Source organism: Streptomyces sp. NPDC002776, assembly GCF_053592195.1.
The window spans coordinates 95,481-121,036 of the sequence record NZ_JBSFVG010000020.1 but is presented as its reverse complement, the minus strand read 5'-3'; the positions used below and the strand labels follow the sequence as shown (position 1 = coordinate 121,036).

Annotated in this window: 21 protein-coding genes and 1 pseudogene; 8 read left to right on the top strand and 14 right to left on the bottom strand. The window is 72.2% G+C overall.

What is annotated here, in order from left to right; all coding sequences use genetic code 11:
* Window positions 1–334: 334 nt before the first annotated feature.
* On the bottom strand, window positions 335–1,342 hold the full coding sequence (locus tag ACWD11_RS30580; RefSeq protein WP_389418422.1) for a stage II sporulation protein M: 1,008 nt from the start codon (window positions 1,340–1,342) through the stop codon (window positions 335–337).
* Between the two features lie 130 nt (window positions 1,343–1,472).
* On the opposite strand from ACWD11_RS30580, the gene ACWD11_RS30575 reads away from it, so the two are divergent.
* Entirely contained in the window at window positions 1,473–2,426 is a 954-nt protein-coding gene (locus ACWD11_RS30575; protein ID WP_451286849.1) for an RDD family protein, read from the top strand.
* Between the two features lie 54 nt (window positions 2,427–2,480).
* Here ACWD11_RS30575 and ACWD11_RS30570 read toward each other — a convergent pair whose 3' ends face one another.
* Window positions 2,481–3,095, bottom strand: a complete 615-nt coding sequence (locus tag ACWD11_RS30570) for a hypothetical protein (RefSeq protein ID WP_451286847.1) — start codon at window positions 3,093–3,095, stop codon at window positions 2,481–2,483.
* 188 nt (window positions 3,096–3,283) lie between these two features.
* Window positions 3,284–4,741, bottom strand: a complete 1,458-nt coding sequence (gene ahcY / locus ACWD11_RS30565) for an adenosylhomocysteinase (protein WP_389418419.1) — start codon at window positions 4,739–4,741, stop codon at window positions 3,284–3,286.
* 434 nt (window positions 4,742–5,175) lie between these two features.
* Between ahcY and ACWD11_RS30560 the strand changes: the two are divergent.
* Both ACWD11_RS30560 and lepB read left to right on the top strand, forming a co-directional pair.
* A pseudogene (locus ACWD11_RS30560) lies at window positions 5,176–5,277 on the top strand (PTS sugar transporter subunit IIA); the annotation flags it as partial.
* 148 nt (window positions 5,278–5,425) lie between these two features.
* Window positions 5,426–6,103, top strand: coding sequence for a signal peptidase I (gene lepB, locus ACWD11_RS30555; RefSeq protein WP_451286845.1), 678 nt, complete (start codon window positions 5,426–5,428; stop codon window positions 6,101–6,103).
* Window positions 6,104–6,170: 67 nt separating this feature from the next.
* On the opposite strand, the gene ACWD11_RS30550 is transcribed toward lepB, so the two are convergent.
* The 6 genes from ACWD11_RS30550 to ACWD11_RS30525 all read right to left on the bottom strand — a co-directional run bounded on the left by ACWD11_RS30550 (window position 6,171) and on the right by ACWD11_RS30525 (window position 11,887).
* Entirely contained in the window at window positions 6,171–7,151 is a 981-nt protein-coding gene (locus ACWD11_RS30550) for a cation diffusion facilitator family transporter (RefSeq protein ID WP_389418417.1), read from the bottom strand.
* Between the two features lie 125 nt (window positions 7,152–7,276).
* Window positions 7,277–8,428, bottom strand: a complete 1,152-nt coding sequence (manA, locus tag ACWD11_RS30545; protein ID WP_389418416.1) for a mannose-6-phosphate isomerase, class I — start codon at window positions 8,426–8,428, stop codon at window positions 7,277–7,279.
* Window positions 8,429–8,492: 64 nt separating this feature from the next.
* On the bottom strand, window positions 8,493–9,626 hold the full coding sequence (locus ACWD11_RS30540; protein ID WP_451286843.1) for an SIS domain-containing protein: 1,134 nt from the start codon (window positions 9,624–9,626) through the stop codon (window positions 8,493–8,495).
* Window positions 9,627–9,649: 23 nt separating this feature from the next.
* Entirely contained in the window at window positions 9,650–9,820 is a 171-nt protein-coding gene (locus ACWD11_RS30535; protein WP_086725970.1) for a Trm112 family protein, read from the bottom strand.
* Window positions 9,821–9,944: 124 nt separating this feature from the next.
* The gene (locus ACWD11_RS30530) at window positions 9,945–11,309 is read right to left on the bottom strand and encodes a phosphomannomutase/phosphoglucomutase (RefSeq protein WP_451286841.1); all 1,365 of its coding nucleotides are present in this window, start codon (window positions 11,307–11,309) and stop codon (window positions 9,945–9,947) included.
* Between the two features lie 110 nt (window positions 11,310–11,419).
* Complete coding sequence (locus ACWD11_RS30525; protein WP_389418413.1) at window positions 11,420–11,887, bottom strand: DUF3499 domain-containing protein; 468 nt, start codon at window positions 11,885–11,887, stop codon at window positions 11,420–11,422.
* Between the two features lie 253 nt (window positions 11,888–12,140).
* Between ACWD11_RS30525 and ACWD11_RS30520 the strand changes: the two genes are divergently transcribed.
* On the top strand, window positions 12,141–12,590 hold the full coding sequence (locus ACWD11_RS30520) for a metallopeptidase family protein (RefSeq protein WP_389418412.1): 450 nt from the start codon (window positions 12,141–12,143) through the stop codon (window positions 12,588–12,590).
* A gap of 17 nt (window positions 12,591–12,607) precedes the next feature.
* Here ACWD11_RS30520 and ACWD11_RS30515 read toward each other — a convergent pair whose 3' ends face one another.
* The 3 genes from ACWD11_RS30515 to ACWD11_RS30505 all read right to left on the bottom strand — a co-directional run bounded on the left by ACWD11_RS30515 (window position 12,608) and on the right by ACWD11_RS30505 (window position 18,173).
* Complete coding sequence (locus ACWD11_RS30515) at window positions 12,608–14,101, bottom strand: DUF5719 family protein (protein ID WP_451286839.1); 1,494 nt, start codon at window positions 14,099–14,101, stop codon at window positions 12,608–12,610.
* The gene (locus ACWD11_RS30510) at window positions 14,098–17,739 is read right to left on the bottom strand and encodes a glycosyltransferase (protein ID WP_451286837.1); all 3,642 of its coding nucleotides are present in this window, start codon (window positions 17,737–17,739) and stop codon (window positions 14,098–14,100) included. The genes ACWD11_RS30515 and ACWD11_RS30510 overlap by 4 nt, the downstream gene beginning before the upstream one ends.
* 170 nt (window positions 17,740–17,909) lie before the next feature.
* Window positions 17,910–18,173, bottom strand: coding sequence for a WhiB family transcriptional regulator (locus ACWD11_RS30505; protein WP_010034659.1), 264 nt, complete (start codon window positions 18,171–18,173; stop codon window positions 17,910–17,912).
* Between the two features lie 657 nt (window positions 18,174–18,830).
* On the opposite strand from ACWD11_RS30505, the gene ACWD11_RS30500 reads away from it, so the two are divergent.
* The 4 genes from ACWD11_RS30500 (at window position 18,831) to ACWD11_RS30485 (ending at window position 22,700) form a co-directional block, all read left to right on the top strand.
* The gene (locus ACWD11_RS30500) at window positions 18,831–19,319 is read left to right on the top strand and encodes a cysteine dioxygenase (protein WP_389418409.1); all 489 of its coding nucleotides are present in this window, start codon (window positions 18,831–18,833) and stop codon (window positions 19,317–19,319) included.
* A 33-nt stretch (window positions 19,320–19,352) separates the two neighbouring features.
* A complete protein-coding gene (gene cofD, locus ACWD11_RS30495) occupies window positions 19,353–20,312 on the top strand; it encodes a 2-phospho-L-lactate transferase (RefSeq protein ID WP_451286835.1) in 960 nt (319 codons plus the stop codon).
* Entirely contained in the window at window positions 20,309–21,610 is a 1,302-nt protein-coding gene (locus ACWD11_RS30490) for a coenzyme F420-0:L-glutamate ligase (RefSeq protein ID WP_389418407.1), read from the top strand. The genes cofD and ACWD11_RS30490 overlap by 4 nt, the downstream gene beginning before the upstream one ends.
* Before the next feature lie 88 nt (window positions 21,611–21,698).
* Complete coding sequence (locus tag ACWD11_RS30485) at window positions 21,699–22,700, top strand: DNA-3-methyladenine glycosylase family protein (protein ID WP_451286833.1); 1,002 nt, start codon at window positions 21,699–21,701, stop codon at window positions 22,698–22,700.
* 221 nt (window positions 22,701–22,921) lie between these two features.
* Here ACWD11_RS30485 and ACWD11_RS30480 read toward each other — a convergent pair whose 3' ends face one another.
* Both ACWD11_RS30480 and ACWD11_RS30475 read right to left on the bottom strand, forming a co-directional pair.
* Window positions 22,922–24,004 carry a mannose-1-phosphate guanylyltransferase gene (locus ACWD11_RS30480; RefSeq protein ID WP_389418405.1) on the bottom strand — a complete coding sequence of 361 codons (1,083 nt, stop codon included), beginning with the start codon at window positions 24,002–24,004 and terminating at the stop codon, window positions 22,922–22,924.
* A 172-nt stretch (window positions 24,005–24,176) separates the two neighbouring features.
* Complete coding sequence (locus ACWD11_RS30475; RefSeq protein ID WP_451286857.1) at window positions 24,177–25,544, bottom strand: peptidoglycan recognition protein family protein; 1,368 nt, start codon at window positions 25,542–25,544, stop codon at window positions 24,177–24,179.
* Between the last annotated feature and the right edge of the window lie 12 nt (window positions 25,545–25,556).

Genomic DNA, 25,556 nt, shown 5'->3' with positions numbered 1-25,556 from the left:
TTCGGTCTTGCGTTTCCGACTCTATCAGATCCTTTTCCGATCCGATTTCCTCGGTGCTTTCCAGGTTTCCGCTTTCGCGTTTCCCTTTCCGGCGGTTCCGACTTTATCAGAAGTTCCGGACCGGTCTGACCGGCTACCCATTTCCGATTCATCGGGAGGGGCTTCTCAGTAATCGATTTGATCGATACTTCAAGAAGCAGCTAGATACTCGCTGTCGCCGACCGGAGCGCGTCCAGTCCAGGCAACTGTTCGAATCTACCTCCCCGATCCATCCGCGTCAACGGCTCTCTCGGGGCGAAGAGGAGACTAGCAGCTCATCAGGTGTGTCTGCACATCAGGCAGCCGTAGGCACAGTGGCGCCGCGCTCGGCTTCCTCGACGTCGCCCGTCTCGCCGGCCCGCGCCGCACGGCCGCCGACGACGTAGACGTAGGCGAGGAAAGCCAGCTCGGCGACGACTCCGATGGTGATCCGGGCCCAGGTGGGCAGGCCGGACGGGGTGACGAAGCCTTCGATGGCGCCGGAGATGAAGAGGACCAGGGCGAGGCCTATCGCCATGCCCACAGCGGCTCGGCCTTCTGCGGCGAGGGCTGTGCGTCGGGTGCGCGGGCCGGGGTCGATGACGGTCCAGCCGAGGCGCAGTCCTGTGCCGGCGGCGACGAAGACCGCCGTGAGTTCGAGCAGGCCGTGGGGCAGGACCAGGCCGAGGAACGTGTCGAGACGGCCCGCCGATGACATCAGGCCGATTCCGACGCCGAGGTTGAGCATGTTCTGGAAGAGGATCCAGAGGACGGGCAGGCCCAGGAAGACGCCCAGGACGAGGCAGAGTGCGGCGGCCTGGGCGTTGTTCGTCCAGACCTGCGCCGCGAAGGAGGCCGCTGGGTGGCTGGAGTAGTACGTCTCGTACTGGCCGCCGGGGCGGGTGAGCTCACGCAGTTCGCTCGGCGCCGCGATGGACGATTGCACTTCGGGGGTCGTGCCGATCCACCAGCCCAGGAGAGCGGCGACGAGAGTCGACAGGAGTGCGGTGGGCACCCACCAGTGGCGTGCTTTGTAGACGGCGGCGGGAAAGCCGTGCGTGAGGAAGCGGGTCGCGTCGCGCCAGGAGGCGCGTCGGGTTCCTGTCACGGCGCTACGCGCGCGTGCCACCAGTTGGCTGAGCCGTCCGGTCAGCTGCGGGTCCGGGGCGCTGGACTGGATCAGGGAGAGGTGGGTGGCCGTGCGTTGGTAGAGAGCGACGAGTTCGTCCGCCTCCGCGCCGGTCAGGCGGCGCTGGCGCTGGAGCAGGGTGTCGAGGCGGTCCCACTCGGCCCGGTGCGCGGTGACGAAGACGTCGAGGTCCATCTGCGTGCCTGCTCCTCGGCTGGTCGTCGGCGGCTCTTCGTGGATGTCAGCTTGTCGTACTGGGGCGCGATGTGCCCTCAGCTTGGCAGACTGGCCGTTCCGGGGGCAGGTCAGGGGAAGGACGTCGGGCGTGAGTGAGCTGGTGACGGGCGAGGCGGTGGCGCTGGAGTTGCGCCCTGCGAGGCTGCCCAGCAGGGCGCTAGCCGTGCTGCTCGATCTGGTCGTGGCCGTCGCTGCCTACATCGCCGTGTCGCTCGGTCTGCTGGCGGCCACCGCGTCCCTGGACGAGGCGGCGCAGGTCGCGGTGTCGATCGCGTCGTTCATTCTGGTTCTGGTGGGCGCGCCGATCGCGGTCGAGACGCTCAGCCATGGCCGCTCGCTCGGAAAGCTGGCGTGCGGGCTGCGTGTGGTGCGCGATGACGGCGGGCCGATCCGCTTCCGGCATGCGCTGGTGCGGGGCGCCATCGGCGTCATCGAGATTCTGCTGACCTTCGGGGTCGTCGCCTGTATCGCGTCGCTGGTCTCGGCGCGTGGGCGGCGGCTCGGGGACGTGTTCGCGGGGACCCTCGTCGTACGGGAGCGGGTGCCGCAGGCCCGGAGCGGCTTGGTGCCGCCGCCTCCGCCGTGGCTGGCCGGGCGGTTCTCGGGGTTGGATCTGTCCGCGGTGCCCGATGGGCTCTGGCTCGCCATCCGGCAGTACCTGACGCGGATGCAGCAGCTGGATCCGCAGGTCGGTCTGGCGATGGCCGAGCGCCTGGCCGCTGACCTGGCGGCTCGTACGGGTACCCAGGTGCCGCCGGGTGTGCCGCCGGCGGCGTATCTGGCCGCCGTGGTGCAGGAACGGCAGGCCCGGGAAACCCGGCGGGCCTTCGCCGGTGGACCCGCGGCGGCCCCGGCGCCCACCGGTGGCTGGCCCCAGCCTGCACCGGAGCCGGGTGCATACGGACCTCCCACCGGGCCCCCCACCGCCCAGCCCGCCTTCGAAGTGCCGCCTGCCACGAGCCCTGCGCCCCCGACTTCGCCCGCGCCGTACGAAAAGCCCTCGGCCGAACGTCCCGGCACCGGCTTCGTGCCGCCTGCGTGATCGCCGCGGGGTCGCTCACACGAACGATCGTCAGGCGGACGTCCAGGCCAACCTTCAGGCGAACGAGGACGGCGGCGACTCAAGCTCCTCCAGCTCGATCCCGGGCGCCGCGAGGACCACGTCCCCGGCGATGTGCACGACGTGCTGCTCCCCCGTGTCCAGGGCTGTGACCTGGTACTCGTCGACGGTCAGAGGGGCGTTGTCAGTGGCGTGTGCTTCTCTTTTCACCAGGGCCCAGGACTGGTCGACGGTGCGTGGGGCGAGCACTGGGTCCGTGAAGGCGACGAGGCGTACGCGAGTGGCGGATCCGGAGGGGGTGAGGTTCAGCAGACGGGTGGTGGCGATCAGGAACGCGGGGGACGTGCCGGTGAAGGCATGGGCGCGCACATTGCCTTCCGTGGCGTCGGCCCCGGTGGGGTCCGTACGGACCCAGGTGACGCCGTCGAGGGCGGCACCGCGCACCTGCCAGCCGCCGGCGTGGAGTTCGAGGCGGATGGGGCGGCCGAGTTCGTCGAGGGTGAGGTCGACGGATCCGCTGTGATCGCCCGACGGGGTGGTCAGCTGGGAGACATAGCGCCAGCCGGAAGGGCCGGGCGCGCAGTGGAAGTGTTCTTCTGCGAGGGGGGTGTGATCGTGCGGATCGTGGAGCGAATACCGGCCGCGGGGCATGGGGGTCCTGAGTCTTGACGGGCTGCTGCGGCCACTGAGGGCCGGACGGGCAGGCCCCCGGCACGGGGGTGCGGGGGCCTGCCCTGAGGACCTGCTGCCGGTGAGCGCGTCAGTGCACACGCGCTCACCGGGGAGTCCGGATCAGTAGGTGCCCGGACAGTAGGAGTCCGGACCATCGAGCGTCCGGATCAGTAGCGGTAGTGGTCCGGCTTGTAGGGACCCTCGACCTCGACGCCGATGTACGCGGCCTGCTCGGGGCGGAGCGTGGTCAGCTTCACGCCGAGCGCGTCCAGGTGGAGGCGGGCGACCTTCTCGTCGAGGTGCTTCGGCAGGGTGTACACGCCGATCGGGTACTCCGACTGCTTGGTGAACAGCTCGATCTGGGCCAGGGTCTGGTCCGCGAAGGAGTTGGACATCACGAACGACGGGTGGCCGGTGGCGTTGCCCAGGTTCAGCAGGCGGCCCTCGGACAGGACGATGAGCACCTTGCCGTCGGGGAAGGTCCAGGTGTGGACCTGCGGCTTGACCTCGTCCTTGACGATGCCGGGGATCTTGGCGAGGCCGGCCATGTCGATCTCGTTGTCGAAGTGGCCGATGTTGCCGACGATGGCCTGGTGCTTCATCTTGGCCATGTCCGAGGCCATGATGATGTCCTTGTTGCCGGTCGTGGTGATGAAGATGTCGGCCTTGTCGATGACCTCGTCGAGGGTCGTGACCTGGTAGCCGTCCATCGCCGCCTGGAGCGCGCAGATCGGGTCGATCTCGGTGACGATCACCCGGGCGCCCTGGCCGCGCAGGGACTCCGCGCAGCCCTTGCCCACGTCGCCGTAGCCGCAGACGACCGCGGTCTTGCCGCCGATGAGGACGTCGGTGGCGCGGTTGATGCCGTCGATCAGGGAGTGACGGCAGCCGTACTTGTTGTCGAACTTCGACTTGGTGACGGCGTCATTGACGTTGATCGCCGGGAACAGGAGGTGGCCGTCGCGCTGCATCTCGTACAGGCGGTGGACACCGGTCGTGGTCTCCTCGGTGACACCGCGGATCTCGGAGGCCAGCTGGGTCCACTTCTGCGAGCCGTCCGTGATGGTGCGGTGCAGGAGCTCGAGGATGACGCGGTGCTCGTCGGACTCGGCGGTGTCGACCGAGGGGACCTTGCCGTCCTTCTCGTACTCGACGCCCTTGTGGACGAGGAGGGTTGCGTCACCACCGTCGTCGAGGATCATGTTCGGGCCGCCGGTGGGGGTGTTGGGCCAGGTCAGCGCCTGCTCCGTGCACCACCAGTACTCCTCCAGGGTCTCGCCCTTCCAGGCGAAGACCGGGACGCCCTGCGGGTTCTCGGGCGTGCCGTTCGGGCCGACGGCGATGGCGGCGGCGGCGTGGTCCTGGGTGGAGAAGATGTTGCAGGAGGCCCAGCGGACCTCGGCGCCGAGGGCGACCAGGGTCTCGATGAGGACGGCGGTCTGCACGGTCATGTGCAGGGAGCCGGTGACGCGGGCGCCGGCGAGCGGCTGGGCCTCGGCGTACTCCCTGCGGATCGCCATCAGGCCGGGCATCTCGTGCTCGGCGAGGGTGATCTCCTTGCGGCCGAACTCGGCCAGGGAGAGGTCGGCGACCTTGAAGTCCTGTCGGTTCTCGACAGTCGTCATTGCGAGCTGCTCCTCGGGGTGTGGGTCGAGGTGGGTAGGGCTGGTCTGCGCGGCGGCGGACACAGGGGTGCCCGAAGAGGACACAGGCTTGCCCGCGTGCGCGCAGCGCAGTCCGTCGGAGGCCCTCTCTCCCTCGGCCGGTCCGTGTCGGGACCGACCGACCGCCATCAGCAGCGACGTCTGGCTCCCACCCAAGCTACACCGGACGACCCGGCCACCCCAGCCCGCCTTCGTAGAGATACGGCCCTCGCGGGTAGCTGCGGGGGGCGACGGGTGGGGTCGGCGACAGGTCTGACAGGAGGCGCAGCAGCGATAACAGGACACCGGTGAATGGCAGGGCAGGCAGGGCAAAGAGGGACGTCATCGGGCTTTCCGAGGGCATTCACACCCGGAGCGGCTGATCGAGCGGGTGCGCTCCGCGCCGGTGCACAGGGCGGGCGGCGGAGGGTGTCGAGTGAGGCTCGCTGGACGGTACGAAGGCCAGACTGGTGTTCATGATCGCCGTACCGGAGGCGGCCGCGGGCGATGAACATCTGATCCGGTAGCCGTCGGACGGGTGCTCGACGAGATCCCGTTGCCATCCGGCGGGCCCGCGGTCGTGTGGGCCGTGGGGCCGTCCGGCGTGGTCGCGGGAGGTCGATACGCTCTGCCGCCGCGGGAGTTCCGCGTGGGGAGGGAGTGGCGATGGATGCGAGCACGGCGCGCAGGCTCACGGTGGCGGCCTGGGTGGTCGGGCTGCTGGGGCTGACGCTGGTGGCCGGGTCCCTGGTGTGGCTGCGGACGGGGTATGTGCTGTCCAAGGTGAACAGCGAGAGCATGACGCCCACGTACGCCGTCGGCGACCGGATCGTCGCCGAGCGCGTCGACGGGGACGAGGTGGAGCCGGGCGATGTGGTGCTGTTCTCGGCGCTGGACCGGTACGGGCCCGGCGTGCAGGTGATGCAGCGCGTCATCGGGGTGGGCGGCGACCGGGTGGCATGCTGCGACGGGCAGGACACGCCCCGGGAGGCGCTCACCGTCAACGGGGAGCGGCTGCGCGAGTCGTATGTGCGGGACGGCATCGCGGACGGCCTGCGTCAGCCGTACGACGTGACCGTGCCCGAGGGGCGGTTGTTCCTGCTCGGCGACCACCGGCTGAACTCGCGTGACGCGCGGGCCTTCCCCGAGGACCACGGTGGGACGGTGCCCGTCGGCGCCGTCGAGGGGCGGGTGATCGACAGCTTCACGGGGCCGTTGCTGCTGGGGGCCGCCGCGTTTCTCGGGCTGGTGGTCGCGCTGCTCGGGTTCGTGCTCGCGATCGGGGCCCGGGTGGTGCGGCGGCGGCCGGCGCAGCAGGCGGTGCTGTGGCCCGAGCATCTGTGACGCCCCTGCCGTCACGACGAAGGGGTCCGCCGAACCACTCGGCGGACCCCTTCGTCGTGACGGGTCGTCAGTGGCCGGCGCCCTCGTGGGACGGGCCGCCGGGCGATGCCTCGCGGTCGGCGCCGCGGGCCGCCTCGGCCTCGCTGTAGACGTCCGGCTCCAGGTAGATCACGCGGGCGATCGGGACGGCCGCGCGGATACGCGACTCGGCGGCGTCGATGGCGGCGGCGATCTCGGTGGCCGTGTCGTCGTGCTGGACGGCGATCTTGGCGGCGACGAGCAGTTCCTCGGGGCCGAGGTGCAGCGTGCGCATGTGGATGATGCGGGTGACGGTGTCGCCGTCGACGACCGCGGCCTCGATCTTCTGGACCTCCTCGATGCCCGCGGCCTCGCCGAGCAGCAGCGACTTGGTCTCGATCGCCAGGATGATCGCGATCAGGATGAGCAGCACACCGATGCACAGGGTGCCGATGCCGTCCCAGACGCCGTCACCGGTGGCGAGGGCCAGGCTCACACCGGCGAGCGCCAGGATCAGGCCGACCAGCGCGCCGAGGTCCTCCAGCAGGACGACCGGCAGCTCGGGTGCCTTGGAGTGGCGGACGAACTCGCTCCAGGACTTCTTGCCCCGCAGCGTGTTGGACTCCTTGATGGCGGTGCGGAAGGAGAAGGTCTCGGCGATGATCGCGAAGACCAGGACGCCCACCGGCCAGTACCAGTGCGTGATCTCGTGCGGGTGCTTGATCTTCTCGTAGCCCTCGTACAGGGCGAACATGCCACCGACGGAGAAGAGGATGATCGAGACGAGGAAGGCGTAGATGTACCGCTCGCGGCCGTAGCCGAAGGGGTGTTGCGGGGTCGCCTCGCGCTTGGCCTTCTTGCCGCCGACGAGCAGCAGGCCCTGGTTGCCGGAGTCGGCCAGCGAGTGCACCGACTCGGCGAGCATCGAGGACGAGCCACTGAACAAGAACGCCACGAACTTCGCTACCGCGATTGCGAGGTTGGCGACAAGTGCCGCCACGATCGCCTTGGTGCCGCCTGACGCGCTCATGTGTTCGCGTTGTCCCTTCGTACGCCGTCCCGGGCAGAGCCCCTTGTGGCTTTGCCCGTCCTTTGCCGGTGCGCCATTGTTGCAGCCTTGCCCGGGTGCGGCGCGTCATGCCTCCACAGCGCCGGTCATACGATCACAGTGGCGCGGAAGACCGTGCCCGTACCGCTCACCTCGGCCCTCTCGCCCGCGGGGACGAAGACCGACTGACCGGGGGTCAGCTCGTGCTCCCCCGCCCGGACCGCACCCGCCGTGCACAGCAGGATCTGCGCGGTGGCGCGGGTGAGGTCGTGGACGGCGGTGCCCTCGGGCAGGACGTAGCGGGAGAGCCGGAACTCGTCGATCGGGGTCTCGTAGACCTCCTCGCCGTCCGGGGACGCCTCCGGGCGCAGTACGCCCGGGTCGGCGGCCTCGAAGCGGACGATGCGCAGGAGTTCGGGGACGTCGACGTGCTTGGGGGTCAGTCCGCAGCGCAGGACGTTGTCGGAGTTGGCCATGATTTCGACGCCGAGGCCGTCGAGGTAGGCGTGCGGGATGCCGGCGCCGAGGAACAGGGCCTCACCGGGCTGCAGCCGGACGTGGTTGAGGAGCATCGCGGCGATGACGCCGGGGTCGCCCGGGTAGTGATGGGCGAGTTCGGCGTACGGCGTGTAGGCGCCGCCGAGGCGAACGCAGGCGGCCGTGGCGTCGGTGACCGTGCGGGTCATCTCGTCCGGGTCGGCGGTGAGGATCGCGGTGAGCACCTCGCGCAGGGCCGCGTCCTCGGGGTGGGCGTGCAGCAGATCGACGTACGGCTTGAGGGAGTCGACGCCGAGGCCGTCGAGCAGACCGGCGGCCTGGACCGGGTCACGGAAGCCGCACAGGCCGTCGAACTCGGTGAGGGCGCAGATCAGTTCGGGCTTGTGGTTGGCGTCCTTGTAGTTGCGGTGGCCGGCGTCGAGGGGGATGCCCCGGCGCTCTTCGTCGGCATATCCCTCCTTCGCCTGCGTCAGGTCGGGGTGGACCTGCAGGGAGAGCGGGGCGCCGGCGGCGAGGAGCTTGAGCAGGAAGGGCAGCCTGGGCCCGAACTTGGCCACGCACGCGTGCCCGAGCTCCCGCTCCGGGTCCGCGTCGATGACGTCCACGAGCGTGCCCCGGCCGGTGCGCGAGGGGGCGCCCGGGTGGGCGCCCATCCACATCTCCGCCTGCGGTTCCCCGGTGGGTTCGGCCCCGAGCAGCTGCGGGATCGCGGTGGTGGAACCCCAGGCGTAGGGGCGGATGGTGTTGTCGAGGCGGTCCATGCGGTTCTCTCTGCGTACGACGCGGGTTTCCTCCGCGTACGACGGTCAGGGCGTCCTGGCCAGATCAGACGCCCGAAGCGAGCGACAGGTAAACGGCGGTGAAATCCGTGTAGGCGATCAGCTCCGCGAGGGTCTCCAGCTCACCGCCGGCCTCCGGTTCCAGTTCGCTGATCGGTGTGTCGTGGCTGAGGGCCAGCTCACGGGCGGCGGACGCGGCGCTGAGGCCGCCGCCGGGACGGTCCCGCAGCAGCACCACGCGCGCGTGCAGCGCGGGGGCCTCCTCCACCCGGTCACGGAAGAAGTCGTCCGGGTCCGCGGCGGCCGCCATCCGGCCCGCTAGCAGGGCGCTGTGCGCGGCGAGCGCCTCGGGGAGTTCGGCGACGACGCCGGGGCGGCCCGCGAGTTCGGCGAGGGCGGCGGCGAAGCGGCGGCCCGCCGGTCCGGCCGAGGTGCCCTCGGTCCAGATCACCGGGAGCGCGTCGGCGAGCTCCGTGGCCAGGGTCTTCGCGGGGTTGCTGTACGTGGCGACGGCGGGTCCGCAGCGCTCGGCGATCTGGTCGAGGCGGTCGGCGACCTTCTCCAGGGCGTCGGCCGGGGCGGCCAGCAGGCCGATGCGGTCCAGGAGGACGAGCAGCGGGGTGAGCAGCGCCCAGAGCACGCCGGGGGCGGATGCGGCGGAGAGGGGGGTGTCGCCCTTTTCGTAGGGGGCGGTCGCCATCGGCACGAACAGGCCGTGGGAGGCCTCGAGGGCCTCGGCGAGGGGGGTGTCGGCCGGGGCCACGGCCACGACGGTGCTGCCCCGGCGGTAGGCCTGCTCCGCCAGCAGGGACAGGCCCGGCTCGGTGCCGTCCGGGGTGGCGATCAGGAGCAGGTCCACGGAGCCGGTCCAGCCGGGCAGCTCCCAGCGCAGCGCTCCGGCGGCCGGGGCCACGCCTGTGGGGGCCAGCCGGATGACGGGGCTGACCGCGCCGGCGAGCGTGCCGAGCAGGTCGGCGACGCAGACGGCGGCGGCGCCGGGGCCCGCGATGAGGACCGCGCGGGGGCGGCCGTCGGGTTTGAGGTCCGCCACGCCGGCCTCGGCGGCGTGCCGGGCGGCGGTGCGGACGCGGGCGCCGGCTTCGGCGGCTCCGCGCAGCAGGCCGCGGCGGTCGGCCTCCGAGAGGGCCTCAGGGGTGTCGAGCAGTGATTCGTCGAGCACGGTCGGCAGCCTCCGTGGCGGGGTTACGCGGGACGGCGGGCCTCGTCGACAAGGAGGACCGGGATGCCGTCGCGGACGGGGTACGCCAGGCCGCAGCCCTGACCTGTGCAGATCAGCTCCGCGTCCTGCTCCTTGAGGGGGGCGTGGCAGGCCGGGCAGGCGAGGATCTCCAGGAGACCGGCTTCGAGCGGCATGGGGGTCCCTTCGGGGGCGGGTGGGTATCGCGGATGTGCCTGGTCAGGTTACCGCCGGGGCGGGTGGCTTGGGGGGCGGAGGGGGTTGGCGTTGCGTCGGACCGCCCCCGCGGGGAGCCCTGCGTCAGCCCCGGATGATCCCCAGGACCTCGTCCCGCACCTTCGCCATCGTCTCCGCGTCCCGTGCCTCGGCGTTCAGGCGCAGCAGCGGTTCGGTGTTGGAGGGACGGACGTTGAACCACCAGTCGGCGGCGGAGACCGTGAGGCCGTCGAGGTCGTCCATGGTGACGTCCTCGCGGCTGCCGTACGCCTCGCGGATCGCCCGGAGGCGGTCGCCCTGGTCGGCGACCGTGGAGTTGATCTCGCCCGAGCCCGCATAGCGGTCGTACTGGGCGACCAGTGCCGACAGCGGGCCGTCCTGCCCGCCCAGGGCCGCCAGGACGTGGAGCGCGGCCAGCATGCCCGTGTCCGCGTTCCAGAAGTCGGCGAAATAGTAGTGCGCGGAGTGCTCGCCGCCGAAGATCGCGCCGGACTTTGCCATCTCGGCCTTGATGAAGGAGTGGCCCACGCGCGTGCGGACCGGGGTGCCGCCGTTCTCCCGCACCACCTCGGGGACCGACCAGGAGGTGATCAGGTTGTGGATGATCGTGCCCTTGCCGCCGTGGCGGGCCAGTTCGCGCGAGGCGACCAGGGCCGTGATGGCGGAGGGGGAGACCGGGTCGCCCTGGGCGTCGACGACGAAGCAGCGGTCGGCGTCGCCGTCGAAGGCGATGCCCAGGTCGGCGGACTCCTCGCGGACGCGCCGCTGGAGGTCGACGAGGTTCGCCGGGTCGAGGGGGTTGGCCTCGTGGTGGGGGAAGGTGCCGTCCAGTTCGAAGTACATCGGGACGAGGTCCAGCGGCAGGCCCGCGAAGACGGTCGGCACGGTGTGGCCGCCCATGCCGTTGCCCGCGTCGACCACGACCTTCAGGGGGCGGATGGAGGTCAGGTCGACGAGCGAGCGGAGGTGGGCCGCGTAATCCTCCAACGTCTCCCGGCGGGTGACCGTTCCCGTCGTCCGCGCCGGCTTCGGGGCGCCCGAGTCGCTCCACTTCTCGACCAGTTCGCGGATCTCGGTCAGGCCGGTGTCCTGGCCCACGGGGGCCGCGCCGGCCCGGCACATCTTGATGCCGTTGTACTGGGCCGGGTTGTGCGAGGCCGTGAACATCGCGCCCGGGAGGTCCAGCGCTCCGGAGGCGTAGTACAGCTGGTCCGTCGAGCACAGGCCGATCTCGGTGACGTCGACGCCCTGTGCGGCCGCCCCGCGCGCGAAGGCCGCCGCGAGGCCGGGCGACGAGGGGCGCATGTCGTGCCCGGTCACGATCGCGCTCGCGCCGGTCACCCGGGCGAAGGCCGCGCCGAACAGCTCGGCGAGCGGCTCGTCCCACTGGTCGGGTACGACTCCGCGCACGTCGTACGCCTTCACCAGCTGTGACAGATCAGCAGCCACGGCCAACCTTCCTGAAAGTCCCGTCGGTCTGCACAAACTACCCGTACGGACTGACACCGCGCTGTGCGATCCCTGAGCGGGCCCTCAGCCGTGATCCGGGTGACGTGGCGTCAGTTGTCCGGGGAGCGCAGCACCCTGAGGTGGCCGCGGCGCGCGACCTCCATCGGGTCCGCGGAGCGGGCCCCGCCGCCCCCGGCCTGCGCGGTGCGCTGCTGCGGGCGGGCCGCCTCGCGCACGGCGTTGGCGAGCGCTTCCAGGTCGTCGCCGCTGGGGCGGGCCGGGGCGGAGGCGTCGAGGAGCCGTACGACCTCCCACCCGCGCGGGGCGGTCAGGCGCTCGGAGTGCTCGGCGCACAGGTCGTAGCAGTGGGGTTCGGCGTAGGTCGCGAGCGGGCCGAGGACCGCGGTCGAGTCGGCGTAGACGTACGTCAGCGTCGCGACGGCGGGACGGCCGCAAGCGGTGCGCGAACAGCGACGTACAGGGCTCACGACGTTGGACGGTACCGCACTCTTGAGCGGGCCGCGACGACTCTCCCTCAGGTCACTCCACCGTGTCGTGGTGTGAAACGCCCCACACATCCCTTCTGACCCACCTCGCTGACCTGCGACGACGCCGTTTTCCGGCCGATGCGGCAGGAGGGGATCCGGTCAACACCCGGTACAAACCCCGTCAATTGCCTCGACAGTGCCGGTCTTCGAGAGATACGGAATCGAGCCCAACCTTGGCCGGAACGGTCATCCGGCGACAGGGGCTGCGGGGCCGGTGGACGGCGGTTCCGATGCCGTGTGGAGCAGGGCGCCCGGCCGCCGCGAGGACTACGCTTCACCAGTGATGGACAACCCCGTACCACCCCGTGCCGCCGGCCCCGGGCCCCGCCGTCGTGATCGCCACGGCCGGGGCATGCGAGGGCCGATCGCGCCACCGCAGGTGCCGCTGGCGGCGAGCCGTGCCGAGGCGTTCGCCGACCTGGTGCAGGACTCCGTGGAGCGCCTGGAGCGGCGGTGGCCGCAGCTGGCCGACATCGACTTCCTGGTCCTCGAGGTGCCGCCGGTGAACGGCGCGGGTCAGGGCTGGAACGACGAGGCCGTGCCGCTGGGCGGGTCCATCGCGGCGCGGGAGGGGCGGCCGGCGCGGGTGGTCATCTACCGGCGGCCCGTGGAGATCCGCACCAAGGGGCGCGACGAGCGGGCCGCGCTGGTGCACGAGGTCGTCGTCGAGCAGGTGGCGGACCTGCTGGGGCTCACTCCCGAGACGGTGGACCCGCGGTACGGGGAGGACTGAGCCCGCCTGCTCCTGGACTATTCCTGGAGCACCGACAGGTCCTGCTCCGCCTCCGGGACCTTCACCGTCCCGCGGTCGTCCGGCAGGGTCTGGACCGTGAAGGCCGGGACGCTCCCCTGGGGCGAGGACAGCGTCCGGGAGCCGTGGACCGGGCCGCCCGAGACCGTCTCGACCGTGAGCGCGTACGTGCCCTTCAGGCCGTCCGGCGCCGGGAGGTCGACGTCCTGGGTCGTGCCCTTCTTGATCGTGTACGTCCGGGAGGCCTCCGTGCCGCCCTCGGTGCCCGCCGATGCCGTGACCTTGACCTTCGCCGTGGCGGTCGGGGCGGTCAGGGAGAGGGTCGTGCCCTTCGCGGTGTTCTCCGCGGCCGTCGCGCGCGTGCCCACCGGCCTGGTCGCCGGGATGAACGCCGTCTCCTGGTCGGCGCCCTTGCCCCGGACCACCCGGAGCGCGGCCACCACCGGCACCGAGCGGTCCGTGGGGGTCAGGACCACCGAGCCCGCCTCGCCGCGCGTGATGTCGCCGAGGTCGATCGCGGACGTCATGCGCGACTTCACGTGCAGCGTCTCGTTCCCGGCCGGGGTGATCAGGCCGGACGGGGAGGCGAGCTGGACCTTCAGGTCGGCGTCGGAGCCGCCGGGGGTGAAGGCGACCAGGCGTACGGCGGTGGCGTCCTTGGGGATGCCGGGCAGCACCAGGCTGCCCGAGGGGTCCGCGGAGGCGGCCAGCCAGTCGCCGCCGAGCTTGTCGTCCAGGGCCTGCACCGCGGCGCCGACGCGGCCGCTGCGGACGCTGACGTGGGCGGTGAGGTTGGTCTGCTTCTCGTCGACGAGCGTGGACAGCAGGACCGGCTCGGTGGAGTGCGGCGGGACCGTGATGCCGTCCGGGACGGTGGTCTCCAGGGGGCCGTCCTTGCCGTACAGCTCGATGTCGACGACGGCCGCGGAGTCGTCCGGGTTGGTCAGGTGCACATAGTCCGTGCGGTCCGTCGCCGTGCTGGCGCCCGGGAACCAGAACTCCGTGTCCGGGGCGGTGCAGTTGACACCCTGCAGGCCGCGTCCGGTGCCGGCGGTGACCTCCGTGGTCTGCTGGACCGTCCAGCCGGGGGCGAACTTCCCGTCGGCGGTGCCGATCAGCGCGGGCGAGTCGGCGCCGGAGGCGTCCCCGGCGACCGGCTTGCCCGGCTCCTCGGCCTTGAGGACCGGTTCGTCGTCCGCCTTCTTGTCGCTCTTCTCCGTATCCTCCGCCGACTGCCCGGCCGCGGCGACGAGTTCGGCCTTGCCGCCGCTGCCGGTGCCCTTCGTGACGGGCGTGAAGGAGGTGTACGCCGTCTCCGCGAGGTCGGAGGTGCTCGGCGACGGGCAGAGCAGGCTCGTGCGCTCCACGGGCAGCACGGCCGCCGCCTCGGCGCTGTCCTTGCCGGACGCCTCGGGGGCGCTCAGGGTGGCGTATCCGGTGACGGCGGCGAGCGCGGTCACACCGGCGAGCAGGGAGAGGGTGGTGCGGTTCACTGCTGGCTCCCGTCGGGACGCTCGGCGCCGTGCTGCGGCTGCTGCGGGTCGTAGCCGGTGTCGTAACCCTGCTGGTACGTCTGGTCGTACTGGCCCTGGTCGTACGTGCCCTGCTGGTGCTGTCCGCCGTAGGCGTACGGGCCGTACTGGCCGGTCTGGTACGGATCCGCCTGGTAGCCCTGGTCGTAGCCGTTCGCCGGGTACGCCTGGCCGTTCTGGTACTGCTCGCCGTAGCCGCCGTACTCGGGGGCGCCCGCGTAGTGCGGGGTGTCGTACGCACCGTAGGGCTGCTGCTGCGGGACCGGGACGGGGGGCGCCTCCTGCGGGGGAGACGGGAAGTCGTCGGGGCGGCCCTGCTCCTCGGCCTCCGCCTGGGCGCGCAGGCGGCGGGCGCGGCGGCCCTCGCCGGACACGGCCTGGGCGGGGATCACCGGCTCCTCGGGGAGGTCGTCGTCGACATCGCGGCGGCGGCCGGGCAGGGCGAGGACGACGAGGACGACGGCGAGGGAGCCCTGGACCCACAGCCAGGCGGTGTGGCCGACCGGGTCCTCGAAGGTGACGTCCAGCCTGCCGCCGGAGGCGGGGAGTTCGAAGCCCTGCGCCCAGCCGTCGACCGTGGTGGGCGTCAGTGGCTTGCCGTCCAGGGTGGCCGTCCAGCCCTCGTCGGCGGTGTCGGCCAGCCGCAGGGTGCGGCCGTCGGCGCCCTCGGGCACGGTGGTGTGGATCTCGACGGGGCCCGCGGCCACGGGCTGCGGCTCGCCGGTCCCGGTGACGATCGTCGCGCGGGCGACCTCCTGGTCGACGCGCCACAGCGCGCTGCCGTGCTGCTGGCTGAGCCGGCTCAGACCGGGCGTCGCGTCCAGCACGCGCGTGACGTCGCGGGGCGCGCCCTTGTGGACGAGGACGTAGGCCACGGCGAACTTGCCGAGCTGGTCGGACTGGTCGGCGCCGGACCCGGCGACGAGGTTGGCGACGATCTTGTCGAGGCCCTCGTTCTCGCCGTCGGCCGCGGCGAGTTCGCCGTCGCCGAGGCGGGCGCCGGAGCCGCGGACCAGGGTGTAGCTCACGTGGGCCGCGGAGTCGCTGTCGAGGACGAGGGTGCGGGTCTGGTCGCGGTTGCCGCTCTCCTCGGCGACGAACGCGGGCACCTGCACCGGGTCGCGCCGCTCGACTGGCCCGTCGGCGCCGTCGATCATCCAGCCGGCGGCGACCAGCAGCGGGCCCGCGGCGGCCGCGAGGGCGATCAGCGCGGCGACGGGCTGGCGCCAGCCGAAGCTCTGCTCGGCCACGCGTGCGCGTGCCCCGTCGGCGCCGAGCAGGGCGGCGGCCAGCAGCGCGATGCCGTAGACGAGGGTGGCGGGGCCGGCCCAGGTGGAGCCGTTGGACAGGACGGCGAAGACGAGGCCCGTCAGGGCGACCGCCCACGCCGTCCGGATGCCGGACTGGCGTTCCGAGCGCAGCAGGGCGGCCAGCGCGGCCAGCACGACGCCGATCAGCAGCAGCCCGCTGACCGTGCCGGGGCCGCCAGGGCTGGCGCCGAGCAGGTCCAGGGCGCCGGCGGCCGAGGAGCCGTACTCCAGGCCGGCCTCGTCGAAGAAGCCGAACGGGAGCAGGGTCAGCGACCAGGGGGCGAGGACCAGCAGCGGGGTGCCGAGCTGGGCCAAAAAGCGCAGGCCGTAGGCGGTGATGTGGGTGCGGCGCACGGCGAGCAGGGCCACGCCCAGCAGCAGCGCGATCGGCCACACGATCGGCGTGAAGGCCGTGGTGACGGTCAGCAGCAGGGCGTACGCCCAGGTGGCGCGCCAACTGCCGCGCGCGCCGGAGCTGTTCGCGAGGCCGGCGGCGGCGACGCCCGCGCGTGCGGCGAGCGGCAGCAGGACGGCCAGGACGGCGGTGCCGATGCGGCCACCGGCGAGGGCGCCGGTCGCGGCGGGCAGGAAGGCGTAGGCGACGGCCGCCCACGCGCGCAGCAGGCGCGAGGGTACGAGCGGGCGGGAGGCGAAGTAGGCGGTGAGCCCGGCCAGCGGCACCGAGCAGACGAGCAGGACGGTCACCGCGAGTTCGGCCGAGCCGAACAGCACCGAGGCGAGCATCGCCACGAGCGCCAGGTACGGGGGCGCGGACGCGGTGCCGCCGGTCCCGACCGGGTGCCAGGAGTCCAGGTAGTGCGCCCACAGCTCCGCGGAGTCGGCCGGGGCGGGCAGCAGGGCGCCGCCCGCGAGGGCGCCGGCGCCGAGCAGCTCGCGGCAGGCGGCGAGCGAGACGAGCAGCAGCACCAGGAAGAGCACCGGGCCGGGCTTGCGGGCGATGCGCTTGAGGCGGGCGAACTGCTCGATCTCCAGGAACTCCGCGTCGTCGCCGCCGGGTCCGGACTCGATGCCGCCGCCGTGCCGTCCGGCACCGGAGGTGGCCTCGGCGTCGGAGCTGCCGAGGAGACTGCCCGCGGCCTGCTCCACGGTGGCCCGCACGGTCGCGCCGGGCGGCGGGAACAGCGGCCGCAGCTCGTCCTTGTCGACGACCGGGCGGCCCCGGACGCGCCGTCCGGCGATGATCCGCTCGGGTCGCAGCAGCACGCCCAGCAGCCCGCGGATCTCGTCCAGGGCCTGTCCGGGCACCTTGCCGACGAGATAGGCGACGGTCCGCAGCAGGGTGCCGAGGATCACCCGCAGCAGCACCCAGGGCAGCACGGCCGAGCGGCTGTTGACGAGCAGGGTGTAGACGGCGCCGGCCTTGTCGACCTTGTGCGGGGAGGCCGTGGTGCGGCCCGCGCAGTCGACGGTGCGGCGCTCGCGGGAGGCGGCCTCGGCATGGCGTACGACGGCCTCGGGGGCGATGAGGACGCGGTGGCCGGCCGACTGGGCGCGCCAGCACAGGTCGACGTCGTCCCGCATCAGGGGCAGGCGCCGGTCGAAGCCGCCGAGCTGTTCGAAGACATCGCGGCGGATCAGCATGCCGGCGGTGGACACGGAGAGCACGGACCGGACGTGGTCGTGCTGGCCCTGGTCCTGCTCACGGCGGTCCAGGCCGGTCCAGCGGCGGCCGGAGTGGGCGATGGAGACGCCGACCTCCAGCAGCTGCCGTCTGTCGTACCAGCCGCGCAGCTTGGGGCCGACGACGGCGACGTCGTCGCGGCCGAGCTCCAGCTCGTTGTCGACCACCCGCAGCAGCTGGGCCAGGGCGTCGGGTTCGGGGGCGCAGTCGTCGTGCAGCAGCCACAGCCACTGGACGGGCTCGCCGTGCGGGAGCTCCGGCAGGTCGTAGGCGTCGTCGCGCCAGGTGCGCGTGACCGGGTCCCAGCCGCTCGGCCGCTTCAGGTACGGCAGCTCGTCGGGGGTGAGGACCGGCGCGGTGCGGGCGGCCTCCTCGACGGCCTGGCCGAAGCCGGTGCGCCGGGCGAGATGCAGGACGCGGTCGGCGCCGAGGGCCTCGGTGACCAGCTGGGCGGAGTCGTCGGCGCTGCCGGTGTCGGCGGCCACGACGGACTGCACCGGGCGCTCCTGGCCGAGCAGCCCGGCGAGCGCGTCGGGCAGCCAGCGGGCACCGTCGTGGGAGACGAGGACCGCGGTCACCACGTGACGCGGGAACTCTGGCGAGGCAGCCGGGTCTTGCTGGGCTGCCGAGTGGCTGTGCACGGACATCGAGGTACGGGCCCCGGTTCGGTGGACTGCGGTGGACGCCTGTGCCCCTGGGGGACAGCGGGGCGTCTCGGACGAGCGCCCACACTATCGGCTGGGCATGCGGACGGCCCGCCGCCTGTGGACAACCCACGTGCGACGGGCCGCTGATCGCGTGCGGCGGTGCCGTCCGGTCAGACGGCGGCCTTCTTCAGGCGGCGGCGTTCACGCTCGGACAGACCGCCCCAGATGCCGAAGCGTTCGTCGTTGGCGAGGGCGTACTCGAGGCACTCGGAGCGGACCTCACAGGCCAGGCAGACCTTCTTGGCCTCGCGGGTGGAGCCGCCCTTCTCGGGAAAGAAGGACTCGGGGTCGGTCTGGGCGCACAGTGCGCGCTCCTGCCAGCCGAGTTCCTCGTCCGCGTCGTCGACCAGCAGTTGCTGCACCGTCTCGGTCATGTGCGCCCCTCGTCCGTCTTTCGCGTCCCCGTGATGTAGCCGTTACCGATTCCGGCTGAACGACACGAGTGAAATTACAAGTGTGCTGCTCCGGGCGAGTCAAGCCGAGATCTGCTATTGGGCCCCTTATTCACTCTGCGGAACCAAGGCCTAGCGGAAAGTGTTCAAATCGGCATAAACCTTGACACGCGGAGAGGACCCACGAGGGCCTCCGGCCCGTACAGGGCTAGTACGGACAAGGACGCCCAGGAGTTCGATCTCGTTCCGACGCGCGCGCCGAAGCGAACCGGATCACAGACGGATCACGGGACGGCAACGAGGCTGGTGCGCCCGGTAGAGCGCCATGTGTCCCGGGTGCCGCGTGCACAAACCTTTCGTCAGCCAGATGAACCGGATGAGGTGAACCACGTCCCACATACCGGGGGGCGAGTTGACAGCGAAGGTGTGAACCGCTGTCCTTGTGGGCATGCTCGCGAACTTGGCACTCACCTCGACCCGCACCGCCGGGTCCCTCGGTGCTGTCCACGCTCGTCGCGGCTGTTGTTGCTGTCCCAGCTGTTGAGCCGTTCCCGCTCCAGCTGCAGGCCGGGTCCCGTCCCCAGCGACTCGGTTCCTTGTTCCCCTCTGACCTTCTTTCACTGAGGAACCACCCCACCCATGAACAGCGACAGCGACCTCCAGATCGCCGGCGACATCCTCGAAGTCCCGCACCTCCTCCAGGCTCCGCGCGAGCACCCGGCCACCGTCTCCGAGTTCGTCGGCCTGGCCCGCTCCATCGCCGCCGACCGCTCCCAGTGGGAGCACCTCGTCCGCTACGACGCCACCTCCCGCTGGTACCACCGGCTGCGCACCGGCCCCGGCTACGAGGTCTGGCTGCTGTCCTGGGTGCCCGGACAGGGCAGCGGACTGCACGACCACGGCCCCTCCTCCGGCGTCCTGACCGTCCTGGCGGGCACGCTGACCGAGCGCACCGAGCGCGGCACGCGCGCGTTGGCGCCCGGTGCGCAGCGGGTGTTCGCGCCGGGCTACGCGCACGAGGTGGTCAACGACGCGCTGGAGCCGGCGGTCAGCCTGCACGTCTACTACCCGGGACTGACGGAGATGCCGATGCACCCCGCCCCGGCCTGCGAGGTCGTGACCGCCTGACGCATTGTCGGACCCGCCTGCCATGCTTGCTCCATGCGCATTGTGGTTCTGGCAGGCGGCATCGGCGGTGCCCGGTTCCTACGCGGTCTGAAGCAGGCCGCGCCGGACGCGGACATCACCGTGATCGGCAACACCGGCGACGACATCCACCTCTTCGGGCTGAAGGTCTGCCCGGACCTCGACACGGTGATGTACACCCTCGGCGGCGGCATCAACGAGGAGCAGGGCTGGGGGCGGGCCGACGAGACCTTCCATCTCAAGGAGGAGCTCGCGGCCTACGGTGTGGGTCCCGAGTGGTTCGGGCTCGGTGACCGGGACTTCGCCACGCACATCGTGCGGACCCAGATGATCAGCGCCGGGTATCCGCTGAGCGCGGTCACCGAGGCGCTGTGCGACCGGTGGCAGCCCGGCGTCCGGCTCGTCCCGATGACCGACGACCGCGTGGAGACCCACGTCGCCGTCGAGCTGGACGGCGCGCGCAAGGTGGTCCACTTCCAGGAGTACTGGGTACGGCTGCGGGCCTCCGTCCCCGCCGAGGCCGTCGTGCCGGTCGGCGCCGAGCAGGCGAAGCCCGCCCCGGGCGTCCTGGAGGCCATCGCCGAGGCGGACGTCGTCCTGTTCCCGCCGTCGAACCCGGTCGTCTCCATCGGCACCATCCTCGCCGTGCCCGGCATCCGGGAGGCCATCGCCGACGCCGGGGTGCCGGTGGTGGGCCTGTCCCCCATCGTCGGGGACGCGCCCGTGCGCGGGATGGCGGACAAGGTGCTCGCGGCGGTCGGCGTGGAGTCGACGGCCGCGGCGGTCGCCGAGCACTACGGCTCCGGGCTGCTCGACGGCTGGCTCGTCGACACCGTGGACGCCGCCTCCGTGGAGCGGATCGAGTCGGCCGGCATCCGCTGCCGGGCCGTACCGCTGATGATGACCGACCTCGACGCGACCGCGCGGATGGCGCGTGCGGCGCTGGCGCTGGCCGAGGAGGTGCGGGGGGTGTGAGCGAGGTCTCCTACCGGGTCTGGGCCGTGCCCGGACTTCCCGAGGTCACGGCGGGCGACGATCTCGCCAAGCTGATCGCGGCGGCGGAGCCCGCGCTGGCCGACGGCGACGTGCTGCTCGTCACCTCCAAGATCGTGTCCAAGGCGGAGGGCCGGGTCGTGCGCGCGGCCGACCGGGAGGCCGCGATCGACGCCGAGACCGTACGGGTCGTGGCGCGCCGCGGCACGCTGCGGATCGTGGAGAACCGGCAGGGCCTGGTCATGGCCGCGGCCGGGGTCGACGCCTCCAACACCCCGGCCGGGACCGTGCTGTTGCTGCCCGAGGACCCGGACGCGTCCGCGCGCGCGATCCGGGACGGGCTGCGGGACGCCCTCGGCGTCGAGGTCGGGGTGGTCGTCACCGACACCTTCGGGCGCCCCTGGCGCTCGGGGCTCACGGACGTGGCGATCGGCGCCGCCGGGGTGCGGGTGCTCGACGACCTGCGCGGCGGCACGGACGCGTACGGCAATCCGCTCGCCGCGACCGTCGTCGCGACCGCGGACGAACTGGCCGCCGCCGGTGACCTGGTGAAGGGCAAGGCCGCCGGACTGCCCGTGGCCGTGGTGCGCGGGCTGCCGCACGTGCTGTCGGGGGACGACGGCGAGGGGGCGCGGGCCATGGTGCGCGGCGGACGCGACGACATGTTCCGGCTGGGGACCTCGGAGGCGGTACGGCTCGCGGTCACCCAGCGCCGTACGGTCCGGGCCTTCACCGGTGAACCCGTCGACCCCGGGGCGGTGCGGCGGGCGGTCGCCGCGGCCGTGACGGCGCCGGCGCCGCATCACACGACGCCGTGGCGGTTCGTGCTGCTGGAGTCGGCGGAGTCCAGGGTGCGACTGCTCGACGCGATGCGGGACGCCTGGATCGCGGATCTGCGGCGGGACGGCAAGAGCGAGGAGTCCATCGCCAAGCGGGTGCGGCGAGGGGACGTGCTGCGCAACGCGCCCTACCTGGTGGTGCCGTGCCTCGTCATGGACGGATCACACACCTACGGCGATCCGCGGCGGGACGCCGCCGAGCGGGAGATGTTCGTGGTGGCCGCCGGGGCCGGGGTGCAGAACTTCCTCGTGGCGCTGGCCGGGGAGCGGCTCGGGTCGGCGTGGGTGTCGTCGACGATGTTCTGCCGCGAGGTCGTGCGGGACGTGCTGGGGCTGCCGGAGGAGTGGGATCCCATGGGGGCCGTGGCCGTGGGGCATCCCGCGGAGGAGCCTCGGCCGCGTGCCGGGCGGGACGCGGGGACTTTCATCGAGGTGCGCTGACGTACGGCGGCTTCGGCCTACCCTCGTAGGGCTTCCCTCGTGGGGCTCTCCACGTGGGGCTTCCCTCCTCATCCCTAGGACATCGATCGTGGCTGGACGTTTCGCTCCTCGGCCCACGCGTACGACCGTGCGCGGGGGGCAGGTCGGTGTGCCCGCCGGGGTGCCGCGGCAGGCCTCGGTGGTGGGGCGGGTGCGGACGTATGTGCCTCAGGGGCCGCTCGATCTGCGGCTGGTGCTCGGGCCGTTGCGGCGGGGGCCCGGGGATCCCACGTTTCGGGCGATGCCGGACGGGGCCGTGTGGCGGGCCAGTCGTACGCCCCTCGGGCCCGGGACCTTGCGGGTGGCCGCGCAGGGGGCGGCGGTCCGGGCGGAGGCGTGGGGGCCCGGGGCCGAGTGGCTGCTGGAGCGGGTGCCGGAATTGCTGGGTGCAGCGGATGATCCCGAGGCGTTCGTGCCCCGGCACCGGGTGGTGGCGTTGGCCCGGCATCGGCGGCCGGGGCTGCGGCTGACGCGGACCGGGCTGGTGCTGGAGTCGTTGATTCCGTCGATTCTCGAGCAGAAGGTCACGACCGATGAGGCGTATCGGGCGTGGCGGTTGCTGGTGCGGAAGTTCGGGGAGCCGGCGCCCGGGCCCGTGCCCGGGCGGATGTGTGTGATGCCGGATGCGCGGACGTGGGCGTTGATTCCGTCCTGGGAGTGGCATCGGGCGGGGGTGGACAACAAGCGGGCGTCGACGATTCTGCGGTGCGTTCGGGTGGCTGCGCGGATGGAGCAGGCGGTGGGGATGGCGCCGGAGGATGCGCGGGCGCGGCTGGAGGTGGTGCCGGGGGTGGGGCCCTGGACCTCTGCGGAAGTGGTGCAGCGCAGTCATGGGGCGGCGGATGCGGTGACCGTGGGGGATGTGCATCTGCCGGGGATCGTGGGGTTTGCGCTCGCGGGGGATCGGGATGCGGATGACGCGGTGATGTTGTCGCTGCTGGAGCCGTATGCGGGGCAGCGGCATCGGGCGGCGCGGTTGATTCTGCTGAGTGGGCGGGTGCCGGGGCGGCGGGCGCCGAAGATGCCTGTGGGGGATATCGGGCGGTTGTGACGTGGGTGCGGGGCGGGGGTTTTCTCGCCCCCGCCGCCCCTACCCGTCCCTCCCTGGGGGCTGCGCCCCCAGACCCCCGCTGTCGGCCCTGAAGGGGCCTCGTCCTCAAACGCCGGGCGGGCTGAAATCGGCTGACCTGCGTCGCCCGGTGGGCGTGGCCTGTCTCAAGACATCGGAACGCTGTACATGCCCGGCTGGCTCGGCGTCCGTGGGGGGCGTGGTCACTGGTCCGGGGAGAAGCGGAGGGATCTTGGGGGGATTTGGGCGTCGCACCAGACTCGGGCGCCGTCGGTCAGTTCGTTGTCGGGGCCGATGACCGCGCCGTCGCCGATGACCGTGCCGGTGAGGATGGAGCGTTCGCCCACTCGGGCCCGGGTGCCGATCAGGGAGTCCGTGATGACCGCGCCGGGTTCGATGACCGCGCCGGGCAGGATCGTGCTGCCGAAGACGCGGGCGCCCTCCGCCACGAAGGCTCCCTCGCCCACCACCGTGCCGCCCGCCAGTTTGGCGTCCGGGGCGACCCGGGCCGTGGGCAGGACGAGACGGTCGCCGCAGCGGCCGGGGACCGCGGGGGACGGGGCCCGGCCCAGCACCAGGTCCGCGGAGCCCCGTACGAAGGCCGCCGGGGTGCCCAGGTCCAGCCAGTACGTCGAGTCGACCATGCCCTGGAGGTGTGCTCCCGCGGAGAGCAGGTCGGGGAAGGTCTCGCGTTCCACGGAGACCGGCCGGCCCGTGGGGATCGTGTCGATGACCGAGCGGCGGAAGACGTAGGCACCCGCGTTGATCTGGTCGGTGACGATCTCCTCGGGGGTCTGCGGCTTCTCCAGGAACGCCGTCACCCGGCCCGTCTCGTCCGTGGGGACCAGGCCGTACGCCCGCGGGTCGGTCACCTGCGTCAGGTGCAGGGAGACGTCCGCCTCCGTGCGCCGGTGGGTGTTCACCAGCGCCCTGATGTCCAGGCCCGTCAGGATGTCGCCGTTGAAGATCAGGACCGGGTCGTCGGGAGCGGAGTGCAGCCGGGAGGCGACGTTGCGGATGGCGCCGCCCGTGCCGAGCGGCTCCTCCTCGGTGACGTACTCGATGTGCAGGCCCAGCGAGGCGCCGTCGCCGAAGTACGGCTCGAAGACCTCGGCCAGATAGGACGTGGCCAGGACGATGTGGTCGACGCCCGCCGCTCTCGCTCTCGCGAGCTGGTGGGTGAGGAAGGGGACCCCGGCCGCCCGGACCATCGGCTTGGGCGTGTGCACGGTGAGCGGACGCAGCCGTGTGCCCTTGCCGCCGACCAGGAGGATCGCTTCTGTCACCTGTTGTCTCCGCTTCCTGCCGGGACCGGCCGAACTGTCTTTCGGCCGGTCAGTGTATGCAGCCCGCGGTGTGCGGACCGTGTGCGGTGCCCTCGACGGCAGTGCGGCGTTCGTCATGGATCCGCCTTCCCCCCGATGGCGGTGAATGGGTGCTTCCGGCGGCGGCGCCCGGTCAGCGGCCCTGGAGCTTGGCCGCCGTCGTGCGGGCCGTGCCGAGCTTGCGGTACATCTGCCAGCCCGGGCACTCCGTGGCGAAGCCGTCACGGTGGCCGGAGATCACGTTCAGTCGTACGTTCCTACCTTTTGCGTAGAGATTGCCACCTCCGGACTTCAGGTATGTCTTTCCGCGCGGATTGGCGCCGTAGAGACCGAGTTTCCAGGCGGTGAGCCGTGCCACGGCCTTCACGGCGGCGCCGGACGGCTTGCTGCTGCCGTGGCTGCCGAGGAGGGCGATCCCCATGCTGTGCGTGTTGAAACCGAGGGTGTGGGCGCCGAGGACCGGCTTGGCCACGCCACCGGCCCGGCCCTCGTAGATGTTTCCGCACTTGTCGACGACGAAGTTGTAGCCGATGTCCCGCCAGCCCATGCTCTTGACGTGGTAGCGGTAGATACCGCGGATGACCGAGGGCGCCTGCGAGCACTTGTACCCGTTGCCGGACGCCGTGTGGTGCACGAAGGCCGCCTTCACCTTCTTCGTGTAGACGAACTTCTTCTCCCGCCAGCTCTCGTTCGCGCCCCAGCCGCGGCGGGTGACGATGCGGGGGCGGGGGCCGATGTACGGCTTCGCCCTCTGCTCCTCCGTCAGGTCGGCGCCGCGCAGGGTGACGAGTTCCTCGCGGGTCCGGTCGGGGGTGAGCTCCGGGATCTCCAGGGCGCCCAGCGGGGCCAGTTCGGCGTTGGCGGTGGAGGCCGCCGCCGTCTCCGCGGTCAGGGTGGTGGCGGGGGTGTCCTGGGGGGCGGCGGCTCGGGTGGCCGGGCGCAGGGGCTCCTGCCGGCCCGGGTCGACCAGTTCCAGGCGCAGTCCTGCCGGGAGGGGGTTGGCGTACGGGTCTTCGGCCTGGTCCGCTCTGACGCGTACCTCCACGCCGTCCGAGTCGCCGACCCACAGGGGGGCGGTGGAGCCGCGTACCCGGCCCGAGGTGCGTTCGGCGGTGTCCGGGTCGGCGGCGTGTTCGGCGTTGTGGGTCTCCAGGTCCTGCCAGCCGGACCAGGTGCCGGTGGCCGTGGCCCGGGTGCGGACCTCGACACGGCCGTGCAGTTCGGTGTCGGGGTCGTCCCAGATGACGCCGACGAGGGAGAAGCGGCGTACGTCCCGGGGGGGCAGGCCCTGTTCGGGGGTGGTGGGGGTCGCTCTCGTGCTGGGGAGCGTCGTCAGGGGGAGGGACTCGGTGTGGCCGGGGGTCGGTCTCTCGCCGGGTGCGGTGACCGCTTCCGCCGTCGGCGCTGGGCTCATGGGCGCCGCGGCGACGGATGGGGCCAGCGGAAGAACGAGAGCGGCCGCGCAAGTTACACCGATCGAGGAAGCAAGGAATCCACGCATGCCCCTGATGTT